Annotated in this window: 27 protein-coding genes; 13 read left to right on the plus strand and 14 right to left on the minus strand. The window is 72.4% G+C overall.

Going from position 1 to position 25,382, the window contains the following annotated elements:
- The gene (gene leuC / locus CHC11_RS18235) at positions 1-1,452 is read right to left on the minus strand and encodes a 3-isopropylmalate dehydratase large subunit (protein ID WP_089312926.1); all 1,452 of its coding nucleotides are present in this window, start codon (positions 1,450-1,452) and stop codon (positions 1-3) included.
- A 133-nt stretch (positions 1,453-1,585) separates the two neighbouring features.
- Here leuC and CHC11_RS18240 point away from each other — a divergent pair, with 133 nt between their 5' ends.
- The 5 genes from CHC11_RS18240 (at position 1,586) to CHC11_RS18260 (ending at position 5,220) form a co-directional block, all read left to right on the plus strand.
- The gene (locus tag CHC11_RS18240) at positions 1,586-2,305 is read left to right on the plus strand and encodes an IclR family transcriptional regulator (protein WP_089312927.1); all 720 of its coding nucleotides are present in this window, start codon (positions 1,586-1,588) and stop codon (positions 2,303-2,305) included.
- A gap of 127 nt (positions 2,306-2,432) precedes the next feature.
- Complete coding sequence (locus CHC11_RS18245) at positions 2,433-3,122, plus strand: MerR family transcriptional regulator (RefSeq protein ID WP_089312928.1); 690 nt, start codon at positions 2,433-2,435, stop codon at positions 3,120-3,122.
- A 65-nt stretch (positions 3,123-3,187) separates the two neighbouring features.
- A complete protein-coding gene (locus CHC11_RS18250; protein WP_089312929.1) occupies positions 3,188-3,577 on the plus strand; it encodes a YidH family protein in 390 nt (129 codons plus the stop codon).
- Positions 3,574-3,876: a DUF202 domain-containing protein gene (locus CHC11_RS18255; RefSeq protein WP_089312930.1), complete on the plus strand. Its 303-nt coding sequence runs from the start codon at positions 3,574-3,576 to the stop codon at positions 3,874-3,876. The genes CHC11_RS18250 and CHC11_RS18255 overlap by 4 nt, the downstream gene beginning before the upstream one ends.
- A 111-nt stretch (positions 3,877-3,987) precedes the next feature.
- Positions 3,988-5,220 carry an NAD(P)-binding domain-containing protein gene (locus CHC11_RS18260; protein WP_089312931.1) on the plus strand — a complete coding sequence of 411 codons (1,233 nt, stop codon included), beginning with the start codon at positions 3,988-3,990 and terminating at the stop codon, positions 5,218-5,220.
- On the opposite strand, the gene CHC11_RS18265 is transcribed toward CHC11_RS18260, so the two are convergent.
- Positions 5,217-6,227 carry a LysR family transcriptional regulator gene (locus CHC11_RS18265; RefSeq protein ID WP_245919380.1) on the minus strand — a complete coding sequence of 337 codons (1,011 nt, stop codon included), beginning with the start codon at positions 6,225-6,227 and terminating at the stop codon, positions 5,217-5,219. The genes CHC11_RS18260 and CHC11_RS18265 overlap by 4 nt on opposite strands.
- Before the next feature lie 67 nt (positions 6,228-6,294).
- Here CHC11_RS18265 and CHC11_RS18270 point away from each other — a divergent pair, with 67 nt between their 5' ends.
- Complete coding sequence (locus tag CHC11_RS18270; RefSeq protein ID WP_089312933.1) at positions 6,295-6,702, plus strand: NUDIX hydrolase; 408 nt, start codon at positions 6,295-6,297, stop codon at positions 6,700-6,702.
- Between the two features lie 220 nt (positions 6,703-6,922).
- A complete protein-coding gene (locus CHC11_RS18275) occupies positions 6,923-7,996 on the plus strand; it encodes a glycoside hydrolase family 113 protein (RefSeq protein WP_218826139.1) in 1,074 nt (357 codons plus the stop codon).
- Here the strand turns inward: CHC11_RS18275 and CHC11_RS18280 are convergent.
- From CHC11_RS18280 to CHC11_RS18320, 9 genes are all read right to left on the minus strand, one after another.
- Entirely contained in the window at positions 7,993-9,363 is a 1,371-nt protein-coding gene (locus CHC11_RS18280) for an NADH-quinone oxidoreductase subunit N (protein ID WP_089312934.1), read from the minus strand. The two genes, CHC11_RS18275 and CHC11_RS18280, sit on opposite strands and share 4 nt — an antisense overlap.
- Entirely contained in the window at positions 9,360-10,844 is a 1,485-nt protein-coding gene (locus CHC11_RS18285; protein ID WP_089312935.1) for a complex I subunit 4 family protein, read from the minus strand. Before CHC11_RS18285 ends, CHC11_RS18280 begins: the two co-directional genes overlap by 4 nt.
- Positions 10,845-10,848: 4 nt before the next feature.
- A complete protein-coding gene (locus CHC11_RS18290; protein WP_089312936.1) occupies positions 10,849-12,486 on the minus strand; it encodes an NADH-quinone oxidoreductase subunit 5 family protein in 1,638 nt (545 codons plus the stop codon).
- A gap of 40 nt (positions 12,487-12,526) precedes the next feature.
- Complete coding sequence (gene nuoK / locus CHC11_RS18295; protein ID WP_089312937.1) at positions 12,527-12,832, minus strand: NADH-quinone oxidoreductase subunit NuoK; 306 nt, start codon at positions 12,830-12,832, stop codon at positions 12,527-12,529.
- A complete protein-coding gene (locus CHC11_RS18300; protein ID WP_245919382.1) occupies positions 12,829-13,413 on the minus strand; it encodes an NADH-quinone oxidoreductase subunit J in 585 nt (194 codons plus the stop codon). The genes nuoK and CHC11_RS18300 overlap by 4 nt, the downstream gene beginning before the upstream one ends.
- Before the next feature lie 16 nt (positions 13,414-13,429).
- Complete coding sequence (locus CHC11_RS18305) at positions 13,430-14,293, minus strand: complex I subunit 1 family protein (RefSeq protein WP_089312938.1); 864 nt, start codon at positions 14,291-14,293, stop codon at positions 13,430-13,432.
- Positions 14,286-15,164 (minus strand): hypothetical protein, encoded by an 879-nt coding sequence (locus CHC11_RS18310; protein ID WP_245919384.1) that lies wholly within the window; start codon positions 15,162-15,164, stop codon positions 14,286-14,288. The genes CHC11_RS18305 and CHC11_RS18310 overlap by 8 nt, the downstream gene beginning before the upstream one ends.
- The gene (locus CHC11_RS18315; protein ID WP_089312939.1) at positions 15,155-15,499 is read right to left on the minus strand and encodes an NADH-quinone oxidoreductase subunit A; all 345 of its coding nucleotides are present in this window, start codon (positions 15,497-15,499) and stop codon (positions 15,155-15,157) included. Before CHC11_RS18315 ends, CHC11_RS18310 begins: the two co-directional genes overlap by 10 nt.
- 88 nt (positions 15,500-15,587) lie before the next feature.
- Positions 15,588-16,034: an XRE family transcriptional regulator gene (locus tag CHC11_RS18320; RefSeq protein ID WP_143227163.1), complete on the minus strand. Its 447-nt coding sequence runs from the start codon at positions 16,032-16,034 to the stop codon at positions 15,588-15,590.
- 209 nt (positions 16,035-16,243) lie between these two features.
- Here CHC11_RS18320 and CHC11_RS18325 point away from each other — a divergent pair, with 209 nt between their 5' ends.
- The 4 genes from CHC11_RS18325 (at position 16,244) to CHC11_RS43685 (ending at position 20,118) form a co-directional block, all read left to right on the plus strand.
- On the plus strand, positions 16,244-16,804 hold the full coding sequence (locus tag CHC11_RS18325) for a winged helix-turn-helix domain-containing protein (protein ID WP_089312941.1): 561 nt from the start codon (positions 16,244-16,246) through the stop codon (positions 16,802-16,804).
- Positions 16,805-16,919: 115 nt separating this feature from the next.
- The gene (locus CHC11_RS18330) at positions 16,920-18,986 is read left to right on the plus strand and encodes an MMPL family transporter (RefSeq protein WP_089312942.1); all 2,067 of its coding nucleotides are present in this window, start codon (positions 16,920-16,922) and stop codon (positions 18,984-18,986) included.
- An 819-nt stretch (positions 18,987-19,805) separates the two neighbouring features.
- Positions 19,806-20,030 (plus strand): hypothetical protein, encoded by a 225-nt coding sequence (locus CHC11_RS44045; RefSeq protein WP_179278868.1) that lies wholly within the window; start codon positions 19,806-19,808, stop codon positions 20,028-20,030.
- Between the two features lie 10 nt (positions 20,031-20,040).
- On the plus strand, positions 20,041-20,118 hold the full coding sequence (locus tag CHC11_RS43685) for a hypothetical protein (protein ID WP_342749995.1): 78 nt from the start codon (positions 20,041-20,043) through the stop codon (positions 20,116-20,118).
- Between the two features lie 49 nt (positions 20,119-20,167).
- On the opposite strand, the gene CHC11_RS18340 is transcribed toward CHC11_RS43685, so the two are convergent.
- Entirely contained in the window at positions 20,168-21,145 is a 978-nt protein-coding gene (locus tag CHC11_RS18340) for a helix-turn-helix transcriptional regulator (RefSeq protein WP_089312944.1), read from the minus strand.
- Positions 21,146-21,239: 94 nt separating this feature from the next.
- Here CHC11_RS18340 and CHC11_RS18345 point away from each other — a divergent pair, with 94 nt between their 5' ends.
- Together CHC11_RS18345 and CHC11_RS18350 are read left to right on the plus strand one after the other, a co-directional pair.
- The gene (locus CHC11_RS18345; RefSeq protein ID WP_218826150.1) at positions 21,240-22,193 is read left to right on the plus strand and encodes an MDR family NADP-dependent oxidoreductase; all 954 of its coding nucleotides are present in this window, start codon (positions 21,240-21,242) and stop codon (positions 22,191-22,193) included.
- Between the two features lie 178 nt (positions 22,194-22,371).
- Positions 22,372-23,640: an HNH endonuclease signature motif containing protein gene (locus tag CHC11_RS18350; RefSeq protein ID WP_179278887.1), complete on the plus strand. Its 1,269-nt coding sequence runs from the start codon at positions 22,372-22,374 to the stop codon at positions 23,638-23,640.
- Between the two features lie 69 nt (positions 23,641-23,709).
- Here the strand turns inward: CHC11_RS18350 and CHC11_RS18355 are convergent, their stop codons facing one another.
- Positions 23,710-24,093, minus strand: coding sequence for a CPCC family cysteine-rich protein (locus CHC11_RS18355; RefSeq protein ID WP_089312946.1), 384 nt, complete (start codon positions 24,091-24,093; stop codon positions 23,710-23,712).
- A 912-nt stretch (positions 24,094-25,005) separates the two neighbouring features.
- Entirely contained in the window at positions 25,006-25,314 is a 309-nt protein-coding gene (locus CHC11_RS18365; protein WP_089312948.1) for a hypothetical protein, read from the minus strand.
- Positions 25,315-25,382: the final 68 nt, after the last annotated feature.

Raw genomic sequence — 25,382 nt, forward strand, 5'->3', positions numbered from 1 at the left:
TCAGAGGTCGGCTTCGTTCTGGGGGGACGACTCCCCAGCCCCCCCGGCGGCTTCGCCGAGGTCATGGGGCGCGGCCAGGTGCCCGGTGACGGCCGTGGCGGCGGCGACGGCGGGCGACACCAGGTGGGTGCGGCCGCCCGGCCCCTGCCGGCCCTCGAAGTTGCGGTTGGACGTGGAGGCGCTGCGCTCGCCGGGCGTGAGCTTGTCGGGGTTCATCGCCAGGCACATCGAGCAGCCGGCCTCGCGCCACTCGGCGCCGGAGGCCGAGATGACGGCGTCCAGCCCCTCCTCCTCGGCCTGCTTCTTGACCTTCATGGAGCCGGGGACGACCAGCATCCGGACGCCGTCGGCGACCTTGCGGCCCTCCAGCACGCCCGCGACGGCGCGCAGGTCCTCGATGCGGCCGTTGGTGCAGGAGCCGACGAAGACGGTGTCGACCGCGATGTCGCGCAGGGGCGTCCCGGCGGTCAGGCCCATGTACTCCAGGGCGCGCTCGGCGGACTGGCGCTGGACGGGGTCGTCGTAGGTGGCGGGGTCGGGCACGGACCCGCCGAGCGGCAGGCCCTGGCCGGGGTTCGTCCCCCAGGTGACGAACGGGGTCAGCTCGGACGCGTCGATCACGACCTCCCGGTCGAACACCGCGTCGTCGTCGGTGCGCAGGGAGGCCCAGTACTCGACGGCCCGGTCCCAGTCCTCGCCCTGCGGGGCGTGCGGGCGGTCCTTGAGGTAGGCGAACGTGGTCTCGTCCGGGGCGATCATCCCGGCGCGGGCGCCGGCCTCGATGGACATGTTGCAGACCGTCATGCGGCCCTCCATCGACAGCCCCCGGACGGCCTCGCCGCGGTACTCGACGATGTGGCCCTGGCCGCCGCCGGTGCCGATCCGGGCGATGATCGCGAGGATCAGGTCCTTGGCGGTGACGCCCTCCGGCAGCGCGCCCTCGACCGTGACGGCCATCGTCTTCGGCCGGATCTGCGGCAGCGTCTGCGTGGCGAGGACGTGCTCGACCTCGCTGGTGCCGATCCCGAAGGCGAGGGCGCCGAACGCACCGTGCGTGGAGGTGTGCGAGTCGCCGCACACGACGGTCATGCCGGGCTGGGTCAGGCCCAGCTGCGGGCCGATGACGTGGACGATGCCCTGACCCTCGTCGCCCATCGGGTGCAGCCGGACCCCGAAGTCGGAGCAGTTCTTGCGCAGCGTCTCGACCTGGGCGCGCGACACCGGGTCGGCGATCGGCTTGAGCAGGTCCGTGGTCGGGACGTTGTGGTCCTCGGTGGCGATCGTCAGGTCGGGGCGGCGGACCTGGCGGCCCGCCATCCGCAGCCCGTCGAACGCCTGCGGGCTCGTGACCTCATGGACCAGGTGCAGGTCGATGTAGAGGAGGTCGGGCTCGCCCTCGGCGTGCCGTACGACGTGCGCGTCGTACACCTTCTCGGCCAGTGTTCGGCCCATCACTCCACCTCACCTGTGCTGATCGTCGGTCGTGCTGGTCGTCGGCGCGGCGTCGCGCCGCGGTCCCGGCCGCCCCGGGAGGCCCCGGTCACCTCGATTTGCATCTCAAATTACGAGACGGCAATATCAAACCATGGACAACTCTAGCGGAGTCGGCGTACTTGACAAAGCGGTGCTCGTACTGAACGCGCTGGAGGCCGGTCCGGCCTCGCTCGCCCAGCTCGTCCAGACGACGGGGCTGGCCCGCCCCACCGCCCACCGGCTGGCCGTCGCGCTGGAGCACCACCGCCTCGTCCACCGCGACACGCAGGGGCGCTTCATCCTCGGGCCGCGGCTGGCCGAGCTCGCGGTCGCGGCCGGCGAGGACCGCCTGCTCGCGATCGCGCAGCCCATCCTGGCCCAGTTGCGCGACCATACCGGCGAGAGCGCCTCGCTGTTCCGCCGCCAGGGGGACGTGCGGGTCTGCGTGGCCGCCGCCGAGCGCACCAGCGGCCTGCGCGACACCATCCCGGTCGGCGCGGCGCTGCCGATGTCGGCGGGGTCGGCCGCGCAGATCCTGCTCGCCTGGGAGGAGCCCGACCGGCTGCACCGCGGGCTGCGCGGCGCCAAGTTCGAGGCCACGACGCTGGCGTCCGTGCGGCGCCGGGGCTGGGCGCAGAGCATCGGCGAGCGCGAGCAGGGCGTCGGCTCCGTCTCGGCCCCCATCCGCGGCGCCGCCGGACGGGTGATCGCCGCCGTCTCGGTGTCCGGTCCCCTCGAACGCCTCACCCGCTCCCCCGGGCGCCTGCACGCCGCACCCGTCGCCGCCGCCGCGGAGAAGATCTCCGAAGGCATGCGCCGCACCGCGTCCTGAGCCCGGCCCGGACGCGCGGCCCGATCCGGCCGTGGTGCGAATCACCACAAGCCGGGCGGACCTGGGATTGTGCCGGTCTCCGTGCCTCCCACCTCGCTACCGTTGCCTTCGGTAAAGGGGGTGCAACGTGCAGATCTCCGAGCTCAGCGACCGCAGCGGGCTGACGGTCCAGACGATCAAGTTCTACATCCGGGAGGGCCTGCTGCCGAAGGGCTCGGCGGTGAGCGCCACGCGCTCGGAGTACGACGGGCGGCACCTGGAGCGGCTCCGGCTGATCAGTGCGCTGCGCGAGGCGGGCGACATGCCGATCTCGGCGATCCAGGAGGTCATCGAGGCGATCGAGGACGACCGGGTCGGCATGCACGAGCTGTTCGCCACCACCCAGCACGCGGTCGGCCCGCACGTCGCCGCGCCGCACGACCCGCACTGGCGGGCCGCCCGCGAGGACGTCGACGCCCTCGTCCGCGAGCTCGGCTGGCAGGTCGGCGACCGCGCCCCCGCCCGCGACCTGCTGGCCCACGCGTTCGTGGCGCTGCGCCGGCTCGGTTTCCCGATCACCCTCAAGGACCTGCGCCCCTACGTGAAGGCGGCCGCCGAGGTCGCCGAGCACGAGATCGGACGGGTCGTCGAGGGCGCCCCGCGGGCCCGGACCGTCCATTCGCTGCTGGTCTCGACCATCCTCTACGAGCAGGTCCTCACGTCCCTGCACCGGCTGGCCCAGGAGGACGCCTCGGCGCGCCGCTTCGGCCGCGTCCGGCCCCAGCCGTCCGGCCTGGCCGCCCAGGCTGACCCGCCCCACCAGGCATTTCCGGGATAGACGGTCGGAATTGCCATTCTTGCCCCCGAATTAGGGCTTCGTTTTCTTCGCCTAATATGAAGGCGATGACCGCGACCACGCCCCCGGGCCCCTCGGGCGGCAGGTGGACCGACCGCCTGCTCGCCGAGGGCGACGACCCCGATCCGCGCTTCACCATGGCCAACGAGCGCACGTTCCTGGCCTGGATCCGCACGGCGCTGGCACTGATCGCGGGCGGTATCGGCCTCGCCCTGGCCGGCGACCTGATCGAATCGCCGCTGCGGCAGGTGCTCGCGGTCGGCTTCGCCGCGGGCGGCGCCCTGGTCGCCGCGCTGGCGTTCCGCCGGTGGCTGCGGACCGAGCGCGCGCTGCGCCGCGCCGAGACGCTGCCGCCGCCCGCGCTGGCCCCGGTCATCTCCTACGGGCTGGCGGGCGCCGCGATCATCCTGCTGGTCGCGCTGCTGGTCACCCGTTGAGGCTCCGGGACCCGGGCGCGGTGCCGGAGCGGACGGCGCTGGCCTGGTCGCGCACCACCATGGCCCTGATCGGCGCGGGGCTGCTGTGCGTGCGGCTCGCCCCCTCGGCCCCGGGCACGGTCCTCGCGGCGGCGGTCGTAAGCGGCGGTGCGGCGCTGATGCTGCGCCGCACCCACAGGAGCTTCCACGCCCGGCGCGCCCTGCCGTCGGGGGCGGGCGCCGCCGACCCGGTCTCGATCCTGATCACGACCGGCCTGGCGATGCTGCTGGCAGGAGTCGTCGCGGCCTTCGCCTTCTAGATCACGCACTTTCGAGGTCACGGGTGTTTCGAGCCATGCGCGCCGCGCATGGCCAACGTGCGAAGTCTTCGCTGGTGGCATGAGTGCGCGACCTCTAACGTCGGTCGCACCATGACACGAATCGCCTTTCTCGGACTGGGACGCATGGGCGTCCCGATGGCCCGGCGCCTCGCCGCCGCCGGGCACGACCTGACCGTCTGGAACCGCACGCCCGCCCGGGCCGCGCCGCTCGCGGAGGCGGGTGCGACCGCCTGCGGCACGCCCGCCGAGGCGGCCCGGGACCGCGAGCTGGTCGTCACGATGCTCACCGACGCGGCCGCCGTCGAGGACGTGCTGTTCGGCCCGGACGGCGCCGTCCCGGCCCTGCCGCCCGGCGCCGTGGTCGCCGACATGTCGACGATCGGCCCGGACGCCGTCCACCGCATCCGGAGCCGGTTGCCCGAGGGGATCGGACACGTCGACGCGCCGGTCTCCGGCAGCCTCCCGCAGGCGGAGGCGGGCGAACTGGCGATCCTCGCGGGCGCCGAGCCGGACGATCTCGCACGCTGCGCCGGCGCCCTCGCCGTCCTCGGGGACGTCCGGCACGTCGGCCCGCCCGGCTCGGGCGCCGCGCTCAAACTGGTGGTGAACAGCGCGCTCGTCGGGAACTTCGCCGTTCTCGGCGAGACGCTGGCCCTGGCCGACCGGCTGGGCGTCGACCCCGGCCTCGCCCTGGACGCGCTGGCGCGCACCAGCCCCCAGGCCCGCCGCCTCAAGGAGCACACCGGCGGCGACTCGCCGCGCTTCACGCTCGCGCTGGCGGCCAAAGACCTCGCACTCGCCCTGGACGGCTCCCCGCCCGCGGGCGTCCTGTCCACCGTCCGGGCCCGGACGGACGCCGCGCTCGCCGCCGGGCTCGGCGGCCACGACCTCGTCGCCCTCACCGACCACATCAGGAGGACCCCGCCCATGCGCGTGACGCTCGGCAACCCCGGGACCGTTCCGGCCCCGCCGAACCCGGCCTACTCCCACACCGCGTACGTGACGCAGGGCCCGATGCTCTACGTGTCGGGGCAGATCGCCCTCGGCGAGGACGGCGAGGTGGACGAGCCCGGCGACATGACCCGCCAGTCGGAGGTGATCCTCTCGCTGCTGGAACGGATCCTCGCCGCGCACGGGGCCGGGTTCGGCGACGTGGTCAACATCCGGACGTTCGTCACCGACCTGGACCGGCTGCGCGAGTACGGCGCCGTCCGCAGGCGGTACTTCACCGGACCGCCGCCGACCAGCACGACCGTCGAGGTCCCCCGGCTCTTCCACCCCGACGCCCTGCTGGAGGTGGAGATCGTCGCGGCCGTTCCCTAAGGCCGCGGCTTCCCGCTCTCGGAGCGAAGCTCCCCGGCGCCGCCCCCGGGCCGCAGCTCGGCGCCGCCCCCGGGCCGCAGCTCGGCGGCGCCGCCCCCGGGCCGCAGCTCGGCGGCCACGTCCCGCAGGTCCGTCAGGAACGCGGTGACGGGCGGGGACCTGCGCGCGTGCCGTCCCACCGCCGCGTAGACGGCGCGGCGGGGGCGGCCGGACGTCACGGCGCGCAGCACGACGCCGTCCCGCGCCAGGGCGGAGGCCGCCAGCGCCGGGACGAGCGTGACGCCGAACCCCTCGGCGACCAGCCCCAGCTTGGAGATCCACTCGGCGACCCGCAGCGGCGTCCGCGGCACGAACCCGGCCGCCTCGCACCGGGCGCGCAGCGCCGCGATCGCCTCCGGGTCGTCGGCGACGATCCACGGCTCGTCCGCCAGCTCCGCGAGCGGGAGGCGCTCGCGGGCGGCGAGCCGGTGGCCGGCCGGCAGCGCGACGAGCAGCGCGTCGTCCAGCAGGGTCACCAGGCCGTCGGCCACGATCGAGGGGACCTTGTGCGTGCTGACCAGCGCGATGTCGAGATCGCCCGCCTCCAGCATCGGCAGCAGGCGCTCGGTGGTGCCCTCGCGCAGCAGCGGCCGGACGCCCGGGTGCCGGGCCCGGAACCGGGCGAGCGCACGGGGGACGAGCGCGGCGTTGGCGGTGGGGAACGCGCCGACTCGCAGGGTCCCGGTGTCGAGCCGGCGCAGCCCGTCGAGGGCGCGGGCCGTGTCGGCGAGCCGGTCGAGGAGGGCGCGCGCGTGCGGGAGCAGGTGCTCACCGGCGGGCGTCGGCCGCACGCCCCGGGCGCCGCGCGCGAACAGCTCCACCCCGCAGACGTCCTCCAGCGCCGCGACCTGCCGCGAGACGGCCGACTGCGTGTAGCCTTCCGCGGCCGCCGCGGCGGTGAAGGAGCCCAGGTCTGCGACGGCGACGAAGGTCCGCAGCAGGACGGGGTCGAGGGCTTCGGCGCGCACCCCCGGAGCATACGGCCACCGTGACCGCGAACCCCCACCACGAATCCGCCGGGCGTCCTGGAGGAGAATGACCGCCGTGGAAGATCTCGACGTCGTCGCGTGGGTCCAGGTGGCGGACGGCCGCATGCTCGCCGTCCGGTCGCGGGGCCGCGACCTGCTGTACCTGCCCGGCGGAAAGCGGGAGCCGGGCGAGGACGACTGGTCGGCCCTGTCCCGGGAGGTCCGCGAGGAGCTGGATCTGGAGCTGGACCGGGCGTCCTTCCGGGAACTGGGCGTGATCCGGGCCCCGGCCCATGACCAGCCCGACTTCGCCCACGTCCGCATGGCCTGCTTCACCGCCGCCTACCGGGGCGCGATGGCGGCGGCCGGCGAGGTGGACGAGTACGTCTACGTCGGGCGCGGCGAGCGGCATCTGCTGGCGCCGGCCGCGCGGGCCGCCCTCGACCTCGCCGAGCGGCACGGCCTGCTCGCCTGATCGACCTTCGGACCCCGCGCCCGGCGACTTTGGTCGCCGCGGGCGTGGTCCGGTGGCCGCTGCCCTGGCACGGGCGTCCCCGGAAGGCTCGGTGGCGGGCGGCTCGACCAGCGAGGAGCAGACCTTGTCACAGGCCAGGAACGCGGCACAGACGAAACCCGCGGCACAGACGAAACCCGCGGCACAGACGAAACCCGCGGCACGGATAAGCCGCAGGACGGTGCTCGCAGGAACGGCGGCGGCCGCCGTTTCGGGGGCGGCGGTGATCGCCTACGACGCCATGACCGGTACCGCGCAGGCCGCCCCGGCCCGGGGGCGGCCGCTGCCGCAGCACGGCGTCAACTACGACACCGAACGCGAGGTGTGGAAGCCCGCGTACGTGCGACGCGAGATCCGGGCGATCCGCCGCGACCTGCACTGCAGCGCGGTCATCCTGCTCGGCTCCGATCTGCGGCGCCTCATGCTCGCGGCCCGCTGCGCGGCGCGGGAGGGCATGTTCGTGTGGTTCGAGGCCCGCCAGTTCGACCAGGACGCGCGGACGACGCTGGCGTTCCTCACCGCCGTCGCCGAGGCGGCCGAGGGCCTGCGCCGCACCCACCCCGGTGTCGGCATCTCGGTGGGCTGCGAGCTGACGATCTTCATGGACGGGCTGGTGCCCGGCAAGGACTGGCGGGAGCGGGCGGCCAACCTCGGGACCCCGGCGAGCGAGGGCTACAACGAGCGGCTGAACGCGTTCCTCGCGCGAGCGCTCAGGACCGTCCGGCCGCTGTTCGGCGGTCGCCTCACCTACACCTCCGGCGTCTGGGAGGAGGTCGCCTGGCGCGGCTTCGACGTCGTGGGCGTCGACCTGTACCGGGACGAGACGAACGAGGCGACCTACGTCCAGGAGGTCCGGGCCCTGCACCGGTTCGGCAAGCCGGTCGTCATCACCGAGTTCGGATGCTGCACCTACCGGGGCGCGGACAAGCGCGGCGGCGAAGGGTTCGACATCGTCGACTGGTCGCAGGACCCGCCCGTCATCCCGGCGGGCTACGTCCGCGACGAGGGGGCGCAGGCCCGCTACATCTCCGAACTGCTGGACGTCTACGAGGCCGAGGGCGTGTACGGCGCGTTCGTCTACGACTTCATCGAACCCGACGGCTCCTACTCCCCCGACCCCACCAGGGATCTCGACATGGCCGGGTTCTCCCTGGTCAAGGTGCTCCCGCCCGAGACGGGCCTGGGCTACGAGAAGACCGGCCACTTCGAGCCGAAGCTCGCGTTCCGCACCCTCGCCCGCCGCTACGCCCCCTAGTAGGCGGCGAGGGCGGCTCCGCTGGCGATGCCCAGGGCGAGGGAGAGCAGGGCGGCGGCAGCGGCGACCACCGTGGCGCCGCGCGCTCGGGGCGGCGGGCCGGACGGTCGCCGGAACAGCGGGACGATCCAGCGCAGGTAGTAGAAGACGCTGGCGACCGTGTTCACGGCGGCGACCACCGCGAGCCATGCGTGGTCGCCGTCGAGGGCGGCGCCGAACATCAGGACCTTCCCGACGAACACGGCGGTCGGCGGCGTCCCGACGAAGCCGAGCAGGCAGACGACGAGGGACAGGCCGAGGGGCGGGGAGGCGCGCAGCAGCCCGGCGTATCCGGCCAGGTCGTCGCGGCCGGCGGCGACCACGACCGCGAAGGCGCCCAGGTTCGTCACCGCGTAGGCGGCGACGAAGTACAGCAGCGCGGGCCGTGCCAGATCGGTGCGTCCCGCCATCGCGACCGGGACGAGCAGGTAGCCCGCCTGGCTCACGGTCGAGTACGCCAGCAGGCGCCGGACGTTGTCCTGCCCGAACGCGGCGAGGTTGCCGAGCGTCATCGTCGCCGCCGCGATCACGGCGAGGAGGGCGGGCCAGCCGTCCGGGGAGGTCTCGGCGCCGAACCGGTAGAGGGCGGCGAACGCGCCGATCTTGGGGACGGTGGTGACGTACGCGGCGACGGCGGGCGGGGCGCCCTCGGTCACGTCCGGCACCCAGTAGTGGCCCGGGACGGCGCCCGCCTTGAACAGCAGCCCGGCGAGGAGCGCGACGACGCCCGCCGCGACCGCCGCCGGGGGCGCGTCCGCGAGCCCGGTCCGCAGCGCCGCGTAGGCGGAACCGCGCCCCACACCGGACAGCACCGTCACCCCGCCGAGCATGAACACGCCCAGCAGCGCGCCCATCAGGTAGTACTTCAGCGCGGCCTCGGTCCCGAGCGCGTCCTTGCCGAATCCGGCGAGCGCGTACGCGGGAATGCTCGCCAGCAGGTACGCGGCGACGAGGACGAGCAGGTCGGACGAGGCGCCGAGCATGATCGCCCCGAGCGCGGACAGCAGCATCAGGACGTGGTGCTCGCTCTCCCTCGGATGGCCGCGGACCGGCCCGGCGGCCAGGAGGACGGCGGCGAGCGTCGAGCCGAGCACGGCGATCCGGGTGACGTGCGTGATCGGGTCGACGGAGAAGGCGTCGAACGCCATGAGGCCGGGGCCGGACGCCGCGGCCCCCGCGAAGGCCAGGCCCGCGACGAGCCCGGCCGAGCAGACCGCCGCGACCGGCCACTGCCGCGCGCGGGGCAGGAACATCCCCGCCGCCAGCCCGGCCACGGCGGCGGCCAGCACGCACAGTTCGGGGGCGAGGTCGGCGGGGTTCTCGTTCATCGGCGGCCCACCAGCGCGACGACGGCCGCCGACAGCGGCTCGATCGTGTCGAGCAGCACGCGCGGCGCGACGCCGATGACCAGCGACAGTGCCAGCAGCGGGAGGAGCGCCGCCAGTTCGGGCCGCCGCACGTCGGTGACGAGCGGGGTCAGCTCGCCGGGCGGCCCGAGCACGGCGCGGTGCAGGACGCGCAGGAACAGCCCGGCCGTGACGAGGATGCCGAGGACGGCCAGCGCACCGGTCACCGCCGTCGCGGCCGTGCCGCTCCCGATCGTCCCGGCGAAGATCTGGAACTCGGCGACGAACCCGGACAGCCCCGGCAGCCCGAGCGAGGCGAACGCGGCCACCGCGGTCAGCGCGCCGAAGACGGGCGCGCCGCGCGCGATGCCGCCGAACCGCCCGAGGTCGTAGCCGCCGGCCCGGTCGTACAGGACGCCGCACAGCAGGAACAGCGCGCCGGTGACGAGGCCGTGGCTGACCATCTGCGTGACCGCGCCGGTCACGGCGAGCCGCCGTGCGTCGGCGTCCCCGGTGGCGTATCCGGCCGCCCCCAGCGCGAGGACGACGTAGCCCATGTGGTTGACCGAGGTGTAGGCGACGAGCCTCTTGAGGTCGTCCTGGGCCAGCGCGACCAGCGCCCCGTACAGGACGCCGACCAGCCCCACGATCAGGAACACCGGCGCGTGGCGCCGCCAGGCGTCCGGCAGCATCGGCATCGCGATCCGGATGAGCCCGTAGGTGCCCATCTTCAGCATGACCCCGGCGAGGATCGCCGACCCGGCGGCGGGTGCGTCGGTGTGCGCGGGCGGCAGCCAGGTGTGGAACGGCACGACCGGCGTCTTGATGCCGAGGCCGACCCCGACGGCGAGGAGCGTCAGCCCTGCCGGGCCGCCGCTCAGCGGCGGCATGCGGGTCAGTTCGACCATGTCGAACGTGTGGGGGTCGGCGCCCAGGTAGAGGCCGATGAATCCGAGCAGCAGGACGAGCGATCCGAGGAACGTGTAGAGGAAGAACACCAGCGCCGACCGCGACCGGTCACCGTGCCCCCACAGCAGGATCACGAAGTACATGCCGACGATCGACAGGTCGAAGAAGACGAAGAACAGCAGCAGGTCGAGCGCCGCGAACAGGCCCAGGCAGACGGTCTCCAGGAAGAGGAACAGGATCGCGAACGCCCGCGCCCGGTGGGTGTGCCGCAGCGAGTACACCGCGCACGCGGCGAACAGGGCGGCGGTCAGGGCCAGCAGCGGCAGCGACAGGCCGTCCGCGCCGACGTGGTAACCGGCCCGGACGGACGGGATCCACCGCACGTTCGTCTCGTACGCGATCCCGCCGCCGGTGCCGCGCGCGGCCCACATCCCGATGACGAGCGCGAGGTCCAGGAGGCTGACACCGGTCCACGTCCAGGGGACCGCGCGGCGCGGGACGGCGGGCAGCGCGAGCGCCACCGCCAGCGGCAGGAAGATCACCAGACTCAGCACCGGCTCACCCGGCCAGCACGGCGACGACGACGAGCACCGCGAGCACCACCGCGGCCTGGGCGTAGTACAGGTGGACCTGCCCGGTCTGCGGGCGCCGCGCCAGGGCGCCCAGGCCGCGCGCCGCCCGGCCGACCGCGGCGACGAGGCCGTCCACCCGGAACTCGACGCGGCGCCCGGCCAGCCCGGCGATCGCCTGGCCCCCGCGTGCGATGCCCCGGACCGCGCCGTCGACGACCCGGTCGTCGAACCGGGCCAGCGCCCGGGCCGCGGCGAACGCCGGACGGACCACCACGACCGACGCGGCGTCCTCCAGCCAGAGCCAGTGGAGCGCCCACGAGGGTTCCGGGATCCGCCGGACGGCCATGACCGCGCCCACCGTGAGCACGGCGAGGACGCCGGAGAGCGCGGCCGTCCACGGCCCGGGCCCGCTCCCGTCGGGCAGGCCGAGCAGCCGCTCCCAGGCGTCCGCCACCGGGGGAAGGCCGAGCGCCCCGAGCACGGCCGCGGCGAAGGCCAGTGGGACCAGCGGCGCCTGCTGCGCGAACGGCACCCGGAACGCACCGCCTCCGCCCACCGGACGGAACACGGCGAGCAACGCCTTCGCGGCGTAGGCGGCCGACAGGACGGACGCCGCGAGCCCCACCGCGAGGAGGGCCGGCGAGCCGCCGTCGCCCGCGAGGACCTCGTCCTTGGTGACCCACAACGACAGCGGCGGTACGCCGGCCAGCGCGAGCGCGCCCACGCCGAACGCCGCGCCGACCGTCCGATGGCGCCGCGCCGCGCCCTGCAACGCGTCCAACCGCTTCGTCCCGAGCACCCCGAGCCACACGCCCGCGCAGAGGAACAGCAGGCTCTTCACCGCGGCGTGTGCTACGAGGTGCGCCGTGCCGCCGTCCAGCGCACCGGCGCCGGCTCCGAGCACCATGAACCCGATCTGCGCGCATGTGGACGCGGCGAGAAGCTGCTTGAGGTCGCGCTGCGCGAGCGCGACGGCGCCCAGGACCAGCGCGGTCACGGCCCCGGCCCAGGTCACGAGCGTGGCGGCCCAGCCGGTCGCGGCCAGCAGCGGATGCGCGCGGATCAGCAGGTACGCGCCGGCGGCGACCATCGTGGCCGAGTGCAGGAGCGCCGACACCGGGCTCGGGCCGTCCATGGCGCGCGACAGCCAGAACGAGAACGGGAGCTGCGCCGATTTCCCGAGTGCCGACACCGCTAGTCCGGCGGCGATCAGGTCCCGCCAGGGTGTGTCGGCCGCGGCGAGGTCGTCCAGCCGGAGGGAGTGGACCCCGGCGACCGCGAAGCCCGCCGCCGCGTAGAGGCCCAGGTCGGCGGCCCGGGTGGTCAGGAACGCGACGCCCGCCGACCCGACTCGTCGCGCGTCCCACCACTCGTAGCCGATGAGCGCGTACGACATCGCGCCCATGACCTCCCACCCCGTGAGCAGCAGGACCAGGTCGGTCGCCGTCACCGTGACGGCCATCGCCGCCGCGAACAGCAGCATCAGGCCGAAGAAGCGGGCGCCGTACCCCTCCCCCGCCGCGAAGGCGAGGACCGCCACCACGACGGCGCCGAGCGTCACGAGCAGGACGGCGGACAGCCCGTCCACCGCGAGCCCGCCCGGCCACCCGGGAAGGAACGTCATCCGCACGCTCCCCGCCGGCGGACGGCCCTGCTCGCTCCGCTCATCCCCTGAGGTCCCCCGCGTCGTCGGTCATGTCCACGTCGCGGGCCCGGAACAGGGCGGTGACCACGGCGAACCCCATCGCCATCTCCAGCGCCATCACCGTGATCGCGACGAGGACGAGCACCTGCCCGTCGGCCATGCCGGGCGACACCCAGAACCAGAACGCGCCCCCGGCGACCACGATCCCGTTGATCATGAGTTCGAGGCCCATCATCACCATCACGATCGACTGCTGCGACAGCGCCCCGAACAGGCCCGTGCAGAACAGCGCGGCGGCGAGCAGCAGGGACGCCTCCAGCGTCATCGCGATCCGCCCCTGGCATGGCGGCCCGTGTCAAGGCGGCGCGTGTCAGGGCGGCGTGTGTCAGGGCCCGTGTCGTAGCGGCCCCGGTGCGCGGCCAGCACCACCGTCGCGATCATGGTGGCCAGGATGGCGACGCCGATCACCATCATGACCGGCATCTTCGGTCCCATGATCGCCTCGCCGAGCGCCACCGTGGGGTCGCGCGGCGGGCGCCCCGCGCGGTCCGGCCACGGGACGGCGAACACCCCGGCGGCCAGGGCGGCGAAGGCGGCACCGGAGACGGCGAGCGCACCGCGCACGTTGTGCAGCATCGTCATCGGCATCAGCCCGGCCGGGTTCATCATGTACATGACCATGAAGACGGCCATCACCAGCATCTCCATGATCATCATGAGGACGACCAGGACGCCGAGGTAGTGCAGGTCGATCAGGAGCAGCTCACCGCCGACGCACAGGAACGACGCCAGGAGCGCGAACGTCGCCCGCGCCATCGAGTCCACGACGAACACGGCGACGCCCGCCCCGACGGCGGCGACGGCCAGCACCCAGAACGCGACGGCCTCCACGGTCTCCCCCTTCACACGGTCTCCTCCCCCCTCACACGACGACGATGGCGACGACGAGCATCTGGAGCACCGAGGCCGGGATCAGGACCGTCCACGCCACGGTCATGGCACGGTCCATGCGCAGCACCGGCAGGCGCCGCCGCGTCCAGACCAGCAGCGCCAGAACGGCGCACGTCTTCACCGGCGACCACAGCCACGCCGGCAGCAGCGGCCCCGCGCCGCCGCCGAGGAACAGCGGGACGGCGACGGCCGAGGCCACCGCCAGCAGCCCGTAGCGTCCCGCCAGGAAGACGAGCCGGTCGGGCCCGGACAGTTCGGCCAGGACGCCCCCGGCCACGTCGTCGCCCACGGGATGGTCGAACGGCCCCCAGAACGCCATCGCCGCGGCCGAGACCAGGTAGACGGCGAACGCGACCGGCATCCAGACCGCGAACCACAGCCCGTCCTGCGCCTGCCCGATGGCGCGCAGGTCGAGCGAGTGCGCGGCGAGCGCGGCGGTGATGAGCGCGAACATGTGCGGCAGCTCGTAGGCGAGCCCCTGCGCGAGGAACCGGTACCCGCCGACCAGCCCGAACGCCGAGTTGACGCCCCAGCCCGCGAGCCACACCGACCCCCACGCGACGACCTCCATCGCGTTGAACCAGACGACGCCGACCCGCGACCCGGCCGCGACGCGGTCGCCGAACGGCACCACCAGCGCCGCCAGCGCCGCCGCCACCGGCAGCGACACGACCCCGATCCTGGTGAGCGGCACGTCCGCCCTCGCCGTGACGCGCCGCTGCACCGTCAGTAGCCGCGCGGCCTCGCGGAACGGCTCGGCCGGACGTCCCGCGAGGGCGCCGCCGAGCGCCGCCGCCGCGACAGCGAGGACGCCGAGGACCAGCACCTCAACCATCGCCGACCGCCCCGAGATCGGGGTCCAGGCTCGCCACGATCAACCGGGCCTGGGCCAGTTCCGCCCCTTCGAGGAGCACCGGCAGGACGACGGCCACCTCGTCCCAGGTCTCCCGCGGCTGGACGGGCCGCCCTTCCAGGGCCGCGCCGATGTCGCGGAGCCAGCCGTCCAGCCGGTCCTTGACGAAGCCCCTCGTCATCCATGCCAGGGTGCGCGACCGCCCGACCTTCCGGGCGAACGGTGCGAACCGTCGCGCCAGCGCGTCGCCGGCGGCCCCGTCCAGGACGTCATCGCGCAGCACGGCGGCGCGCTCCCCGGCCGCCTCCCATCCCGCCACGCGCAGCAGCCGGGACAGGCCGTCGAGACGGGACGCGGCCTGGCGCCCCTCCGTCCAGAACGTCCCGCCACCGGTGTCGACGGCGGTGGCCTCGGCTTCCTGGACGACGTCGCCCTGCATGGTCAGATCCACCCGCAGGCCCGCCGGCCAGGACGACAGCACGGGCCCGAGCGGCACATGCAGGACGTCCAGCTTCAGTCCGTCCCGGTCGCCGGCCCGGTCGGCCATGTCCGCGTCCAGGTCGAGCGCGGGTCGCGGGCCTCCGGCGACGCCCTCCAGGTCGGCGGCCGAGACGCGCACGCGCGGCTCCGGCATGTCCCGCCAGACCACGTCGATGGCCTCGGCCAGCGCGGGTCCGGGGTTCCCGCACACCACGAGCATCCCGGTCTCCGCGGGCGAGAGGGCCGGACGCCACCGGCGTCCGCGCAGCGCGCGCTCGACCGCGAGCCGGTCGCGCGTCCCGTCCGCCGCCGGGACGACGAACGGGCGCCTCGCGGCGATCCGTCCCAGTCCCAGGGACCGTCTCAGGCCCACCGGAACGCCCCCTCCCGCCACGCGTAGAGGACGCCGACCAGCAGCAACGCCAGGAAGGCGAACATCTCCACGACCGCCTTGACGCCGATCGACGCGACGACGAGCGCCCACGGGTACATGAAGACCATCTCCATGTCGAAGGCCAGGAAGACCATCGACGCCGTGTACCAGCGCACGTGGTAGCGCGACACCGCGTGCTCGGCCGGGCGCGCCCCCGACAGGAACGGCCCGCTCTCGAACCCGCGGGGCGCCACCGCGAACGAGACCGCGTAGACCCCGGCGACCAGGGCGGCCACCAGCCCGAGTACCGAGAGGGCGACGGCGATCGACGGCATTGCCCCTCCGGAGTACGGGTGAGGTGCTAGTCGCCCTCTACCTGATCAAGTCCCCGGTGAAACATCGCCCGGCACCGCCCGCGCGGCGTCAGCCGTGGCGCACGCGGTCGGCCTCGGCGGCGGCGAGGATCATCTCGTCCACGACCCAGCGCGCCTCCGGGGACAGGTCGACCAGGGCGCGCAGCACCTCGGGCCGGATGATGCCCTGCTCGACGTCCCGGCGCAGGGCCTTCAGCGTGAGGTCCTCGCCGATGGGCTCGGACTCCCCGGCGAAGCCGAAGTAGCCGATCGGCACGCCGAAGAACGTGGCGAGCGCCGTCAGGGTCTTCAGCTGCGGGTTCTCCTGCCGCCCGGTGCGCAGCTTCCACACGGTGGTGGACGAGATGTCCTCACCGGTGGCGTGCGCGATGGCCGCGGCCGTCTCCACGTTGTTGCGCGGCGGCTCCGCGTCCGCCGGCCAGAGGTTCTGGATCAGCCACTCGACCTTCTCGGCGAGCGACGCTCCCGGTGGCACCTCGTCCACACGACGCTGCATTCGGCTCCCCTCCCCCATCGCCGGTGATTTAAGTTGACCACAGCCTCCCCCGTCAGCCAAGGACATGCGCCCGGACGCGGCCCATCGCGGCGCGCCGCTACCCGCGAGCCACACGGCGGCTCCCTCTCAGGTCGCGGCGGCTCGTCCTGTCCGGTGAACTTCGCAAAGAAACTTTGCAAAGGCTCTTTGCAACTTCTAGTGTCACGGGCATGAAGGAACAGCCGGCCCCGGAGACGATCACCGACCCGCAGCGGGTGCGGCTGCTCGCGCACCCGCTGCGGCGGCGGATCGCCGAGATCATGCGGCGCGGGCCCGTCTCGTCCACGACCCTCGCCCGCGAGCTGGGCGAGAGCACCGGCGCGACGAGCTACCACCTGCGGCAGCTCGCCAGGCACGGGTTCGTGGAGGAGGTCCCCGAGCTGGCGCGCGGGCGGGAGCGCTGGTGGCGGGCGGTGCCCGGCGACCGGCGGCTGCCGGCCTACAGCGAGCAGTCGCCGGGGATGCGCGAGGCCGTGGAGGAGCTGACCCAGCGGGAGTTCGCGAACGAGATGGAGATGCTGGACCGCTACCTGCGGGAACGCGACGGGATGGGCCCGTGGGCGGACGCCCTGCTCTTCTCGTTCTCCACCCTCACGCTGACGCCGGAGCAGGTGCGTCCCTTCTTCGAGGAGTACATCGCGCTCCTCTACCGCTACAAGCGCACGGACGACGATCCGCCGCCCGACGCGCGCACCCTCCACGCCAGGTTCCTGGCGTTCCCGGAGGTCTGAGAAGTCCGGGCCGCCGAGTTGCCGCTCGCCGGCCCGGACGGGCGGAAGCCCGCATCACCACGCCGAACGGCGTGTTTCCACGCAACGCGAACCCCCACCGAAAGGAGAGCACCTCATGCTGCTCTCACGCAAACGCCCCTCACCGAGACGGCGCCTGCTGGAATGGGCGGTCCTGGCCTTCTGGGTCGCGGTCACGGCGCTGGCCGTGCCGCTGGCGAGCCGGCTGCCCGACGTCGTGCAGGCCGACTCGTCCGCCGAACTTCCGCGCGGCGCCCAGTCAACGAAGGTCGCCGAACTGGAGGCCCGGTTCGCGGACGGCGACCTGGCGCCGGGCATCCTCGCCTACATCCGGCCGTCGGGCCTCACCGGCGCGGACCGCGCGAAGGCCGAGTCCGACCGCCGTGCCCTCGCCCCGGTGGCGGCCGGGCCGATCGCGGCGCCCGTCCCGTCCCGTGACGGCAAGGCGCTGATGCTGACCGTCCCGCTGCGGGACGAGGGCCTCGTCGGCAACGCGGGAAAGCTCCGCGACCAGGCGAACCGGGACCGGCCACCGGGACTCGACGTCAGGCTCACAGGCCCGGCCGGATCCGCGCTGGACGTGGGCGACGCGTTCCAGAAGGTCGACAAACCCGTCCTGATCGTCACGGTCGTCCTGGTCGCTCTGGCCCTGCTGCTCACCTACCGGAGCCCGATCCTGTGGCTGCTGCCGATCGTGAACGCGGCGATCGCGCTCCAGACGACGGGCGCCGTGGTCTACCTCCTCGGCAAGCACGCCGGCCTCTACGTCGCGGACGGGACGTCCACCATCCTGAACGCGCTGGTCTTCGGCATCTCGACCGACTACGCACTCCTCCTGCTCGCCCGCTACCGGGAAGAGCTGCGCCGCCATCCGGGCCGCCACCACGCGATGGCCGCCGCGCTGCGCCGCGCCGCCGCCCCGATCGCCGCGTCCGCCGCGACGGTGTCGCTCGGCCTGCTGTGCCTGCTCGCCGCCCGCATGGGCTTCAACTACGCGCTCGGGCCGATCGGCGCCATCGGCGTCCTCGGCGGCCTCGTCGTCGTCATGTCGCTGCTGCCCGCCCTTCTGGTGATCCTCGGCCGCTGGGTGTTCTGGCCCCGCATCCCCCGCTACGGCGACGCCCCGCCCTCGCGCGGCCTGTGGGACCGCGTCGGCGCCCGCATCGCCGCACGTCCCCGCGTGGTCTGGGTGGGCGGGCTGGCGGTGCTCGCCGCCCTCGCCGCAGGCTGCCTCGGCATCAACACCGGCCTGGACCGCGGCCACTTCCTCACCACGACGCCCGGTTCGACGATCGGAGAACGGCTGCTGGCGCAGCACTACCCGGGCGGCCAAGGGCGTCCGCTCCAGGTCGTCACCGACGAACCGGACACCGTGGCCGCCGCACTCCGCACGTCCCCCGGCGTCGCCCGCGTCGGGACGCCGGAACGCTCGACGGACGGACGGCTGACCAAGCTCGACGTCGTCCTGTCCGACCCACCCGACAGCGAGGCGGCGAAGGGCACGGTCCGTGCGTTGCGGGCAGCGGTCCCGGAGGCGGACTTCGGGGCGAGCACCGCGCTCCTGGTCGACCTCGCCGACGCGCAGTCCCACGACCGGCGGGTGGTGATCCCGCTCGTGCTGGGGGTCGTCCTGCTCATCCTGACGGCACTGCTCCGCGCGGTGGTCGCGCCCCTCCTGGTGGTCGCCACGGTCGTCGCGTCCTACTTCGCCGCGCTGGGCGCCGCCTGGCTGCTGTTCCGGTACGGGTTCGGCTTCCCCGCCCTGGACATCCAGGTCGCCCTCATGGGCTTCCTGTTCATGGTGGCGCTGGGCGTGGACTACAACCTGTTCCTCGTCTCCCGGATCCGTGAGGAGGTCGCCGCTGCGGGACACCGCGCGGGCGTCCTGCGCGGCCTCGGCCTCACCGGCGGCGTCATCTCCAGCGCCGGGTTCGTCCTGGCCGCCACGTTCGGCGTCCTCGGCGTCATGCCGATCACGATGATGGTACAGATCGGCGTCCTGGTGTCCCTCGGGGTACTGCTGGACACCTTCTTCGTCCGCTCCGTCATCGTCCCCGCCCTGGCCCTGGACGCGGGACACCGCTTCTGGTGGCCCGCCCGCCGGCCGGAGACCCCGTCCCCGACCACGCGGCCGACGGAAGTCATCGGCGCGAAATTGCCGTGAATTGCGCGCGGGCTCTCGGTACCCGACCACCCCCGAGAGCCCGCTCCTTCTTTCACCATAGGGAAGCCTAACCAAAGATCTCGGTTCACATCACGTCGAAGAATCCATTATGAAGCGCGTTATCCGATGCGACGATCGCGACAAACCCGACGTCCAACCACACGCGAATCACCTTACGGCGGTGAGCCCACACAGCCCATCCGCCACACCCTTACACCGGCACATGATGACAGGTAACGCCCGAGGTCAGGAGAGGATTCCCGCATAAATACCCCGTCCGGAGAGACGTGATCGTCAATGACCTCCCCTCACCCATCATCCTCACGGACGGGACCTCTCCGACACATACGGCCAAGTGGTACGAGAATAGGCCAGACGGGTAAAGCCGGTCACCTTACTCCTCACTTACGAGATTCTTCATTTCCCGTTCTTCGACAACGTCCATTCGACTAACATGTTGTTCGAACGCCCCGGGGACCGGGAATGGCCCCGCTGGGCGGAGAGTCCTTTCGAGGACGCGGAGGGGCGGTCGGGGGGGCCGCCCCTCTCGCATGTCCGTCACAGGTCGAGGATCGCGAAGACGACCTTGCCGGCGCCCTCCGCCAGGGCCGAGCACCCCAGCACCGGGTGAGCTCCTCCACGACGAACAGTCCCCGACCCGACTCCCCGTTGAGGTCCGCGCTCTGGACGCGGGGCATCACGCAGTCGGAGTCCTGGACCTCGACCCACACCGCCCCGTCCCGGGCCCGCCCGATCCGGAAGATCACCTCATCGCCCTCCCCCGACGCGTACCGGAGCGGCGCGTTCGTGGTCGCAACGATGGATGATCGCAGCGAGATCGCCTATGTCGAGACCGGGATACGTCCCATCACGACGGACGCTCCGGCAGACCTGTCCGTCCTGGCCAAGACCCTGATCGTTCTTCGTGCACAGGCACTCACAGAGCAGATGTCGCGCGAAGTGATGAGAAAGGTGATCCAGAAAAATGGACCTGACAGCAGTCCGATGGCGGAAGAGCACCCACAGCGGTTCCAACGGCGGTGACTGCGTCGAGATGGCCGGGCTGGCGGGGATGCCGAGCGCGGTCGCGGTGCGGGACAGCAAGGCCCCGGACGGCCCGTCCTGCTCCTGACCCGCGAGGCCCTCCGCACCGCCGTCCACGCGGCGGCTCCCCCGAACCGCTAGGGCCTGTCCTCGGCTGGGGCGGCTGATCTGTCGACGGCGTCGAGGAACCGCGTCCCCCAGTCCCTCAGGTGATCGACGAACTCAGGCGGCTCGATCACGTCGAATGCGGCGCCGACATTGCCGAGCGCCTGCGTGGGCCAGTCCAGGCTGGTGGACACCATCGTGAGCCGGCAACGGTCCTGGCCGACCGGTTCGATCCTGCCCCACTGGCCGACCATCGGGCGTATCTGATCGGCGGGGGCGTGGACCAACGCGACGACCGTGTGAGCGGTGGGCACCTGGGCCGAGGCCCGCACGAACGCGGCGGCGTCCCCGCCGGGCAGGGGCCGCTGCCGGAAACCCGCACCGGTGCTGCGCGGCCGGGTCAGCCGGTCGAGGCGGAAGCTGCGCCAGTCGTGCCGGGCCAGGTCGTAGGCCGCCAGATACCAGCGGCCCCCGAGCGCCACGAGACGATGCGGTTCCACCTCACGTTCGGTCTGCGAACCCCCGCGCGCCGTGTACTGGAAGCACAGCCGCTCCTGGTCCCGGCACGCCTGGGCGATCGCTGTCAGGACATCCGCCGGGACGACCGGTCCTGTGGGCGTCGCGGAGACGGTCATGGCGCGCAGCGCGTTCACCCGAGCCCGCAGACGGGGCGGGAGGACCTGCATCACCTTGGTCAACGCGCGCACCGCCGCCTCTTCCACATCCGCGATCCCGCTCTGCGCGGCATTCCCCATGCCGACCGCCAGCGCCACCCCTTCCTCGTCGTCGAGCAGCAACGGCGGCAGGACGGCGCCGGGCGCCAGCTGATAGCCGCCATCGGTGCCCCGGGACGCCCGCACCGGGTATCCCAGCTCACGCAGGCGATCGACGTCCCGGCGCAGCGTGCGCTCGGAGATCCCGAGACGGTCGGCCAGATCGGCGCCCGACCAGTGGCGGTGGGACTGCAGCAACGACAGCAGCGTGAGGGTGCGGGAACTGGTGTTGGCCATATCCCCATCATCCTCGACTTCCGGTCAGAAAGTGGCCGGAAGGCCGGATAGCGTCGTCAGCATGATGACTCGCGAGATCCACCTGACCGCCTAGATCGCAGGCGTCCCCGGCCCTGAGCATTTCACCGTCGCTCAGAGTCAGATCGACGGCGAGGTCGTGGTGCGCACCGATTGCCTGGGCCTCGCCGCCACCTACCTCGAACTCATGCGCCCCGACTGCCACCTTCCGATCCCGGCCTGGCAGCCGGGCCGGCGGATCGGCGCCATGGCGATCGGCACCGTGCTGCGCTCGGCCTGCCCGGACCTGAAAGAGGGTGACCTGGTCCAGTCGATGAGCGGCTGGAGCACGCACTCTGCGGGCCCGGCGGCCTCCTACTTCACGTTGGACCCGGACGCCTACCCCGCCCCCAGTTACCACCTGGGCCAGGGGCCGACCGCCTACTACGGCATCGCCGAGGTGGCGAAGGTCGGCCAGGGCGACACCCTGTTCGTCTCCGGCGCGGCCGGGGGCGTCGGCTCGCTGGCCGGTCAGATCGCCCGCAACCTGGGCGCGAAGAAGCTCATCGGCAGTGCGGGCAGCCAGGCGAAGGCGGACTACCTCGTCGACGAGCTCGGCTTCGACGCCGCCTTCGACTACCACCACGACCCGGTCGCCGCGCTCAAGGAACTGGCTCCGGAGGGCATCACCGTCTTCTTCGACACCGTCGGCGGGCCGCTGTACGACGCCGCTTTCGAGGTCGCCGCGCCAGGAGCACGGTTCGCCCTGTGCGGATCACTGTCCACCCAGTTGGGCGGTGCACCCGATCGCTTCCCCGAGCCCGACCGCACCGCGGCCCAGGCCAGGCAGGTCGAACTGCTGCCGTTCTCCTGCCACCACACGCCCGAGCAGATCTCCGCCTGGCACCACCACTTCCGCACGTCGCTGGACCAGGGTCGCTTCGTGTATCCGCGGACCGTGGTCGAGACCGGCATCGACGGCGTGCCCGGCGCTTTCCTGTCCATGCTCCGCGGCGACCACCGAGGCAACGTCTCCGTGCGGCTGACATGACCACCCTCCCGGCGGTCGGCCCGGCCGGATCGCTGACGCGGTCCACTGTCAAGATCGCGAACAGATTTCGAAGTTCCTTGGGCTCCGGCTATCCCAGTGGTGACACTAATCAAGCCCCACCTCTGGTGTCGCTCGATAGTCAGTTCGATATACTCTGCGTATGTGTTCGGTCACGGATATGGATCTCGGTGAGGCGTCCACCAGAGAACTGGTGAACGCCGCCGCCGCGATCGCCGCCGAACTCGCCACCCGCCCCGCACCCGAATCGCCTGCGGCTTGCATGGAACTCGCCGAGACGCTGGCGGCCGCCTCCGACGTCCACGAAAGCGCACTGGCCGGGCTCATCGAGCGAGTGGACGGGGCCGGGGAGATGCGCCGCTGGGGCTTCCCCTCCACCCAGGCGTGGCTGCGGTCACGGATAGGCATGCGCGACACGCGCGCCAAAGAACGCATCACCCTGGCCCGTCAACGCCACCGACTGCCCGCGGTGGCCGAGCTGCTGACCAGAGGCGAGTTGTCCTACGGCTACGCCACCACGGTCGCCGACGCCGTCGCGCGGCTTGATGATGAGGACTGCACCAAGGCCGAGACGCTGCTGCTGGACCTGGTCGGCCAGGGCTTCCCACCCGGGAAGGTCGCCGCGTTCGGACACCGCATCCGCGACGTCATCACCGAACGCGACGGACAAGAGCACGCTCCCCAGGACGCTGAGCGTGGGTATGGGCGGTCGTGGATCACCTCCACCCGCTCCCTGGACGGCGGCCGCTACATCCGAGGCTGGCTCAACCCCGAAGACACCGCCAGCTGGGACGGCACCCTGGCACCCCTGGTCAAACCGGCCGGCCAAGACGACCACCGCGACCTGCCCGAACGAACAGCCGCCGCGCTGTCCAGCGTCCTGTCGGGCGGGCACAAGGCCACCAAGGTCACCGTCATCTGCGACCTGGACACCCTCACCGGCGGCCACACCCCGGCGCGGCTGACCGACGGCACCCCCATCCCCGCACCCCAGGCCCGCCGCATCGCGCTCGCCGCCGGAGTCTCACCCCTCCTGCTCACAGGCGGCCACACACCCCTCTACCTGGGTCACAAGGTCCGCTTCGCCACCGCCGCCCAACGCCACGTCCTGGAAACCCTCTACCCCACCTGCGCGGTACGAGGGTGCGAGGTTCCCGGGACGCTGTGCGAGGTCGACCACGTCAACGGATGGTCCCTCGGAAACAGCCCCACCGACATCGACCAACTCGCCCTGTGCTGCGGATGGCACAACCGCTACAAACACACCAAACCCCACCGAATACACACCAACCGAGATACCGCCGGCGGCTACACCTACCACCTCCTCCCACCACCCGACCCACGAACAGCCAGCCCACCCACAGCCAGCCCGCGAACACCCGACACACGAACCGCCGATCCCCCCAACACGCTCAGCCGGGCCGCGTAGCAAGCGTGCTGCTCTCCGCGCCACCGGCCTCGGGCTGTCTCGGTAGATGAGCAGACCGGATGACCTGGTTCACCCGGCAGGGCGCCAGAATCCGGTATTCCGATAGCGCCACCAGTACAGGAAAGTCCTGTCGCCGGGCCACGCTGCCAGCTGAACGGCCCGGGGCTCGAAATGGTCGCGCTCTGGATCGATAGGGCGCCAGCTGGTGTCCAACGACTCGCCGTCCTCGGGCGGCCGGACGTGTTCCAGTACACCCTCATCGCAAGCCCCGTAGTCCTGGAAATTCTGCTGAGCCTCGATCAGTGAGGTTCGGTTGGCTCCGACAGCCCAGTCGGGCCAGCGCAGCTGCACATCGTCGTCCTCCCAAAAACAGACCGGGCAGATCTGATAAGAGCCGGGCGCTTTACCCATGGTCAGGTGACCGCAGCACACGCATGGATATCTCAGCTTCATGCCAACATCCTGCCGGACACCACCGAAGCGGGCGGCGGCCGCCGCAGTGACCGCGCGTTCACCAGCTGGGACCTGACCGATCCCGGCGCCCGCCACGGCGCCGGGCGATCCTGGTTCGCCCGGCTCGGCGATCCAGTCGAGAGCCCCTACCGCCCCCTCCGTCGAGGAAGCTGGGGAGTCTCGGTGTCCGAGTAACGATCGATTCTCAACACACGCTCGGCCCTGGCCGCTGGCGCCTGATCCTGATCCGTGCCCGGACCGGAACCCGCCCCGGCGACCGGACACCGGAGAAAGAGGACTAACGGATGGCTTGGGAGTGGGTCGCACCTGTCGTCACAGGCGCCGCTGGCGCCATAGGAGTGGGTTTCATTTGCTTGCCGGCTCACAGAGCCGCATCCACGCCGAACACATGGTCGAGCAAATTCGCTTGGCGGACGAAAAGGCGCGCTTCTTCAAGGAACGCAGAGACGCCTACCTCGATCTCCTGCGCTGGATCGACCTGGCGAGCAAGCGGACCGAGTACGTGGCCCAAGACGAGTCGCGCCGTACGGTCGCCATGCGTCCGCTCTCAACAGCGTCCCAAAGCGTCGTGAGGTGCTTGCGAGCCTCGGTGTAGCCGTCGTGGTGACAGCGGACATCGCAGCCCCTCCATTGGTCTCCCTCGGTTCGCTCCTCAGCAGGACACGAGATCAGGTACATCAGGTATGTGACGTACTTGTCCTGATTCGCAAGCGCTGACCTGGACGCTCAATCCAGGACGACGGCCAGGGCGTGGAACTATCGGATGGCCTGCTACTCACCAGTGCCCCCGAAAAGCAAACCCGGACAGTTCCTAGTTCTCGCCGCCTCGCCACCCGTATCCGCCGGCGCAGACTCGCCAAAGGAAACGACGCTCAACCTCTCGGGTCCGGCTCACCCGGGCTCCGGTCTCCTGCGGCCGCTGTCCTGGCGATCAGGCCTGCTAGATCGCTCACCGCCGCATGAGCACGACTGCTGATGTTCCAGTCGGCACACGGTGGCCGCCGGGCCTCCTCCGAGAAGCCGGTCCAGCACGTCGCTCGTGCCGCCGATCGTGGTGCCGACGGCAAGCAGCGCCTGGATGATCGAACGGGCGGACCAGTAGGTAAGGGCGCCGACGATTGCACCAACGACGAGGGCCATCGCCAGGATGGCGGCAGCCCGGAAGCTGATCAGGCCATTTGAGCGAGAAGACAGTCGCATGGAGCCTCCTTGTCGCGCATGGTAGGGCTACCAGGAAGCCATATGCGCTGAGTGTTGCGCCACGCCGC

Source organism: Actinomadura mexicana (assembly GCF_900188105.1).
GTDB classification, from domain to species: domain Bacteria; phylum Actinomycetota; class Actinomycetes; order Streptosporangiales; family Streptosporangiaceae; genus Spirillospora; species Spirillospora mexicana.

Coding starts and splice junctions, on each gene's coding strand:
- CHC11_RS18240 (WP_089312927.1), top strand. CDS start 1,586: ATGGACAACTCTAGCGGAGTCGGCGTACTTGACAAAGCGGTGCTCGTA.
- CHC11_RS18325 (WP_089312941.1), top strand. CDS start 16,244: ATGAAGGAACAGCCGGCCCCGGAGACGATCACCGACCCGCAGCGGGTG.
- CHC11_RS18250 (WP_089312929.1), top strand. CDS start 3,188: ATGACCGCGACCACGCCCCCGGGCCCCTCGGGCGGCAGGTGGACCGAC.
- CHC11_RS18305 (WP_089312938.1), bottom strand. CDS start 14,293: ATGGTTGAGGTGCTGGTCCTCGGCGTCCTCGCTGTCGCGGCGGCGGCG.
- CHC11_RS18315 (WP_089312939.1), bottom strand. CDS start 15,499: ATGCCGTCGATCGCCGTCGCCCTCTCGGTACTCGGGCTGGTGGCCGCC.
- leuC (WP_089312926.1), bottom strand. CDS start 1,452: ATGGGCCGAACACTGGCCGAGAAGGTGTACGACGCGCACGTCGTACGG.
- CHC11_RS44045 (WP_179278868.1), top strand. CDS start 19,806: ATGGATGATCGCAGCGAGATCGCCTATGTCGAGACCGGGATACGTCCC.
- CHC11_RS18330 (WP_089312942.1), top strand. CDS start 16,920: ATGCTGCTCTCACGCAAACGCCCCTCACCGAGACGGCGCCTGCTGGAA.
- CHC11_RS18365 (WP_089312948.1), bottom strand. CDS start 25,314: ATGCGACTGTCTTCTCGCTCAAATGGCCTGATCAGCTTCCGGGCTGCC.
- CHC11_RS18260 (WP_089312931.1), top strand. CDS start 3,988: ATGACACGAATCGCCTTTCTCGGACTGGGACGCATGGGCGTCCCGATG.
- CHC11_RS18320 (WP_143227163.1), bottom strand. CDS start 16,034: ATGCAGCGTCGTGTGGACGAGGTGCCACCGGGAGCGTCGCTCGCCGAG.
- CHC11_RS43685 (WP_342749995.1), top strand. CDS start 20,041: ATGGCCGGGCTGGCGGGGATGCCGAGCGCGGTCGCGGTGCGGGACAGC.
- CHC11_RS18280 (WP_089312934.1), bottom strand. CDS start 9,363: ATGAACGAGAACCCCGCCGACCTCGCCCCCGAACTGTGCGTGCTGGCC.
- CHC11_RS18350 (WP_179278887.1), top strand. CDS start 22,372: ATGGATCTCGGTGAGGCGTCCACCAGAGAACTGGTGAACGCCGCCGCC.
- CHC11_RS18290 (WP_089312936.1), bottom strand. CDS start 12,486: ATGACGTTCCTTCCCGGGTGGCCGGGCGGGCTCGCGGTGGACGGGCTG.
- CHC11_RS18340 (WP_089312944.1), bottom strand. CDS start 21,145: ATGGCCAACACCAGTTCCCGCACCCTCACGCTGCTGTCGTTGCTGCAG.
- CHC11_RS18355 (WP_089312946.1), bottom strand. CDS start 24,093: ATGAAGCTGAGATATCCATGCGTGTGCTGCGGTCACCTGACCATGGGT.
- CHC11_RS18270 (WP_089312933.1), top strand. CDS start 6,295: ATGACCGCCGTGGAAGATCTCGACGTCGTCGCGTGGGTCCAGGTGGCG.
- nuoK (WP_089312937.1), bottom strand. CDS start 12,832: ATGACGCTGGAGGCGTCCCTGCTGCTCGCCGCCGCGCTGTTCTGCACG.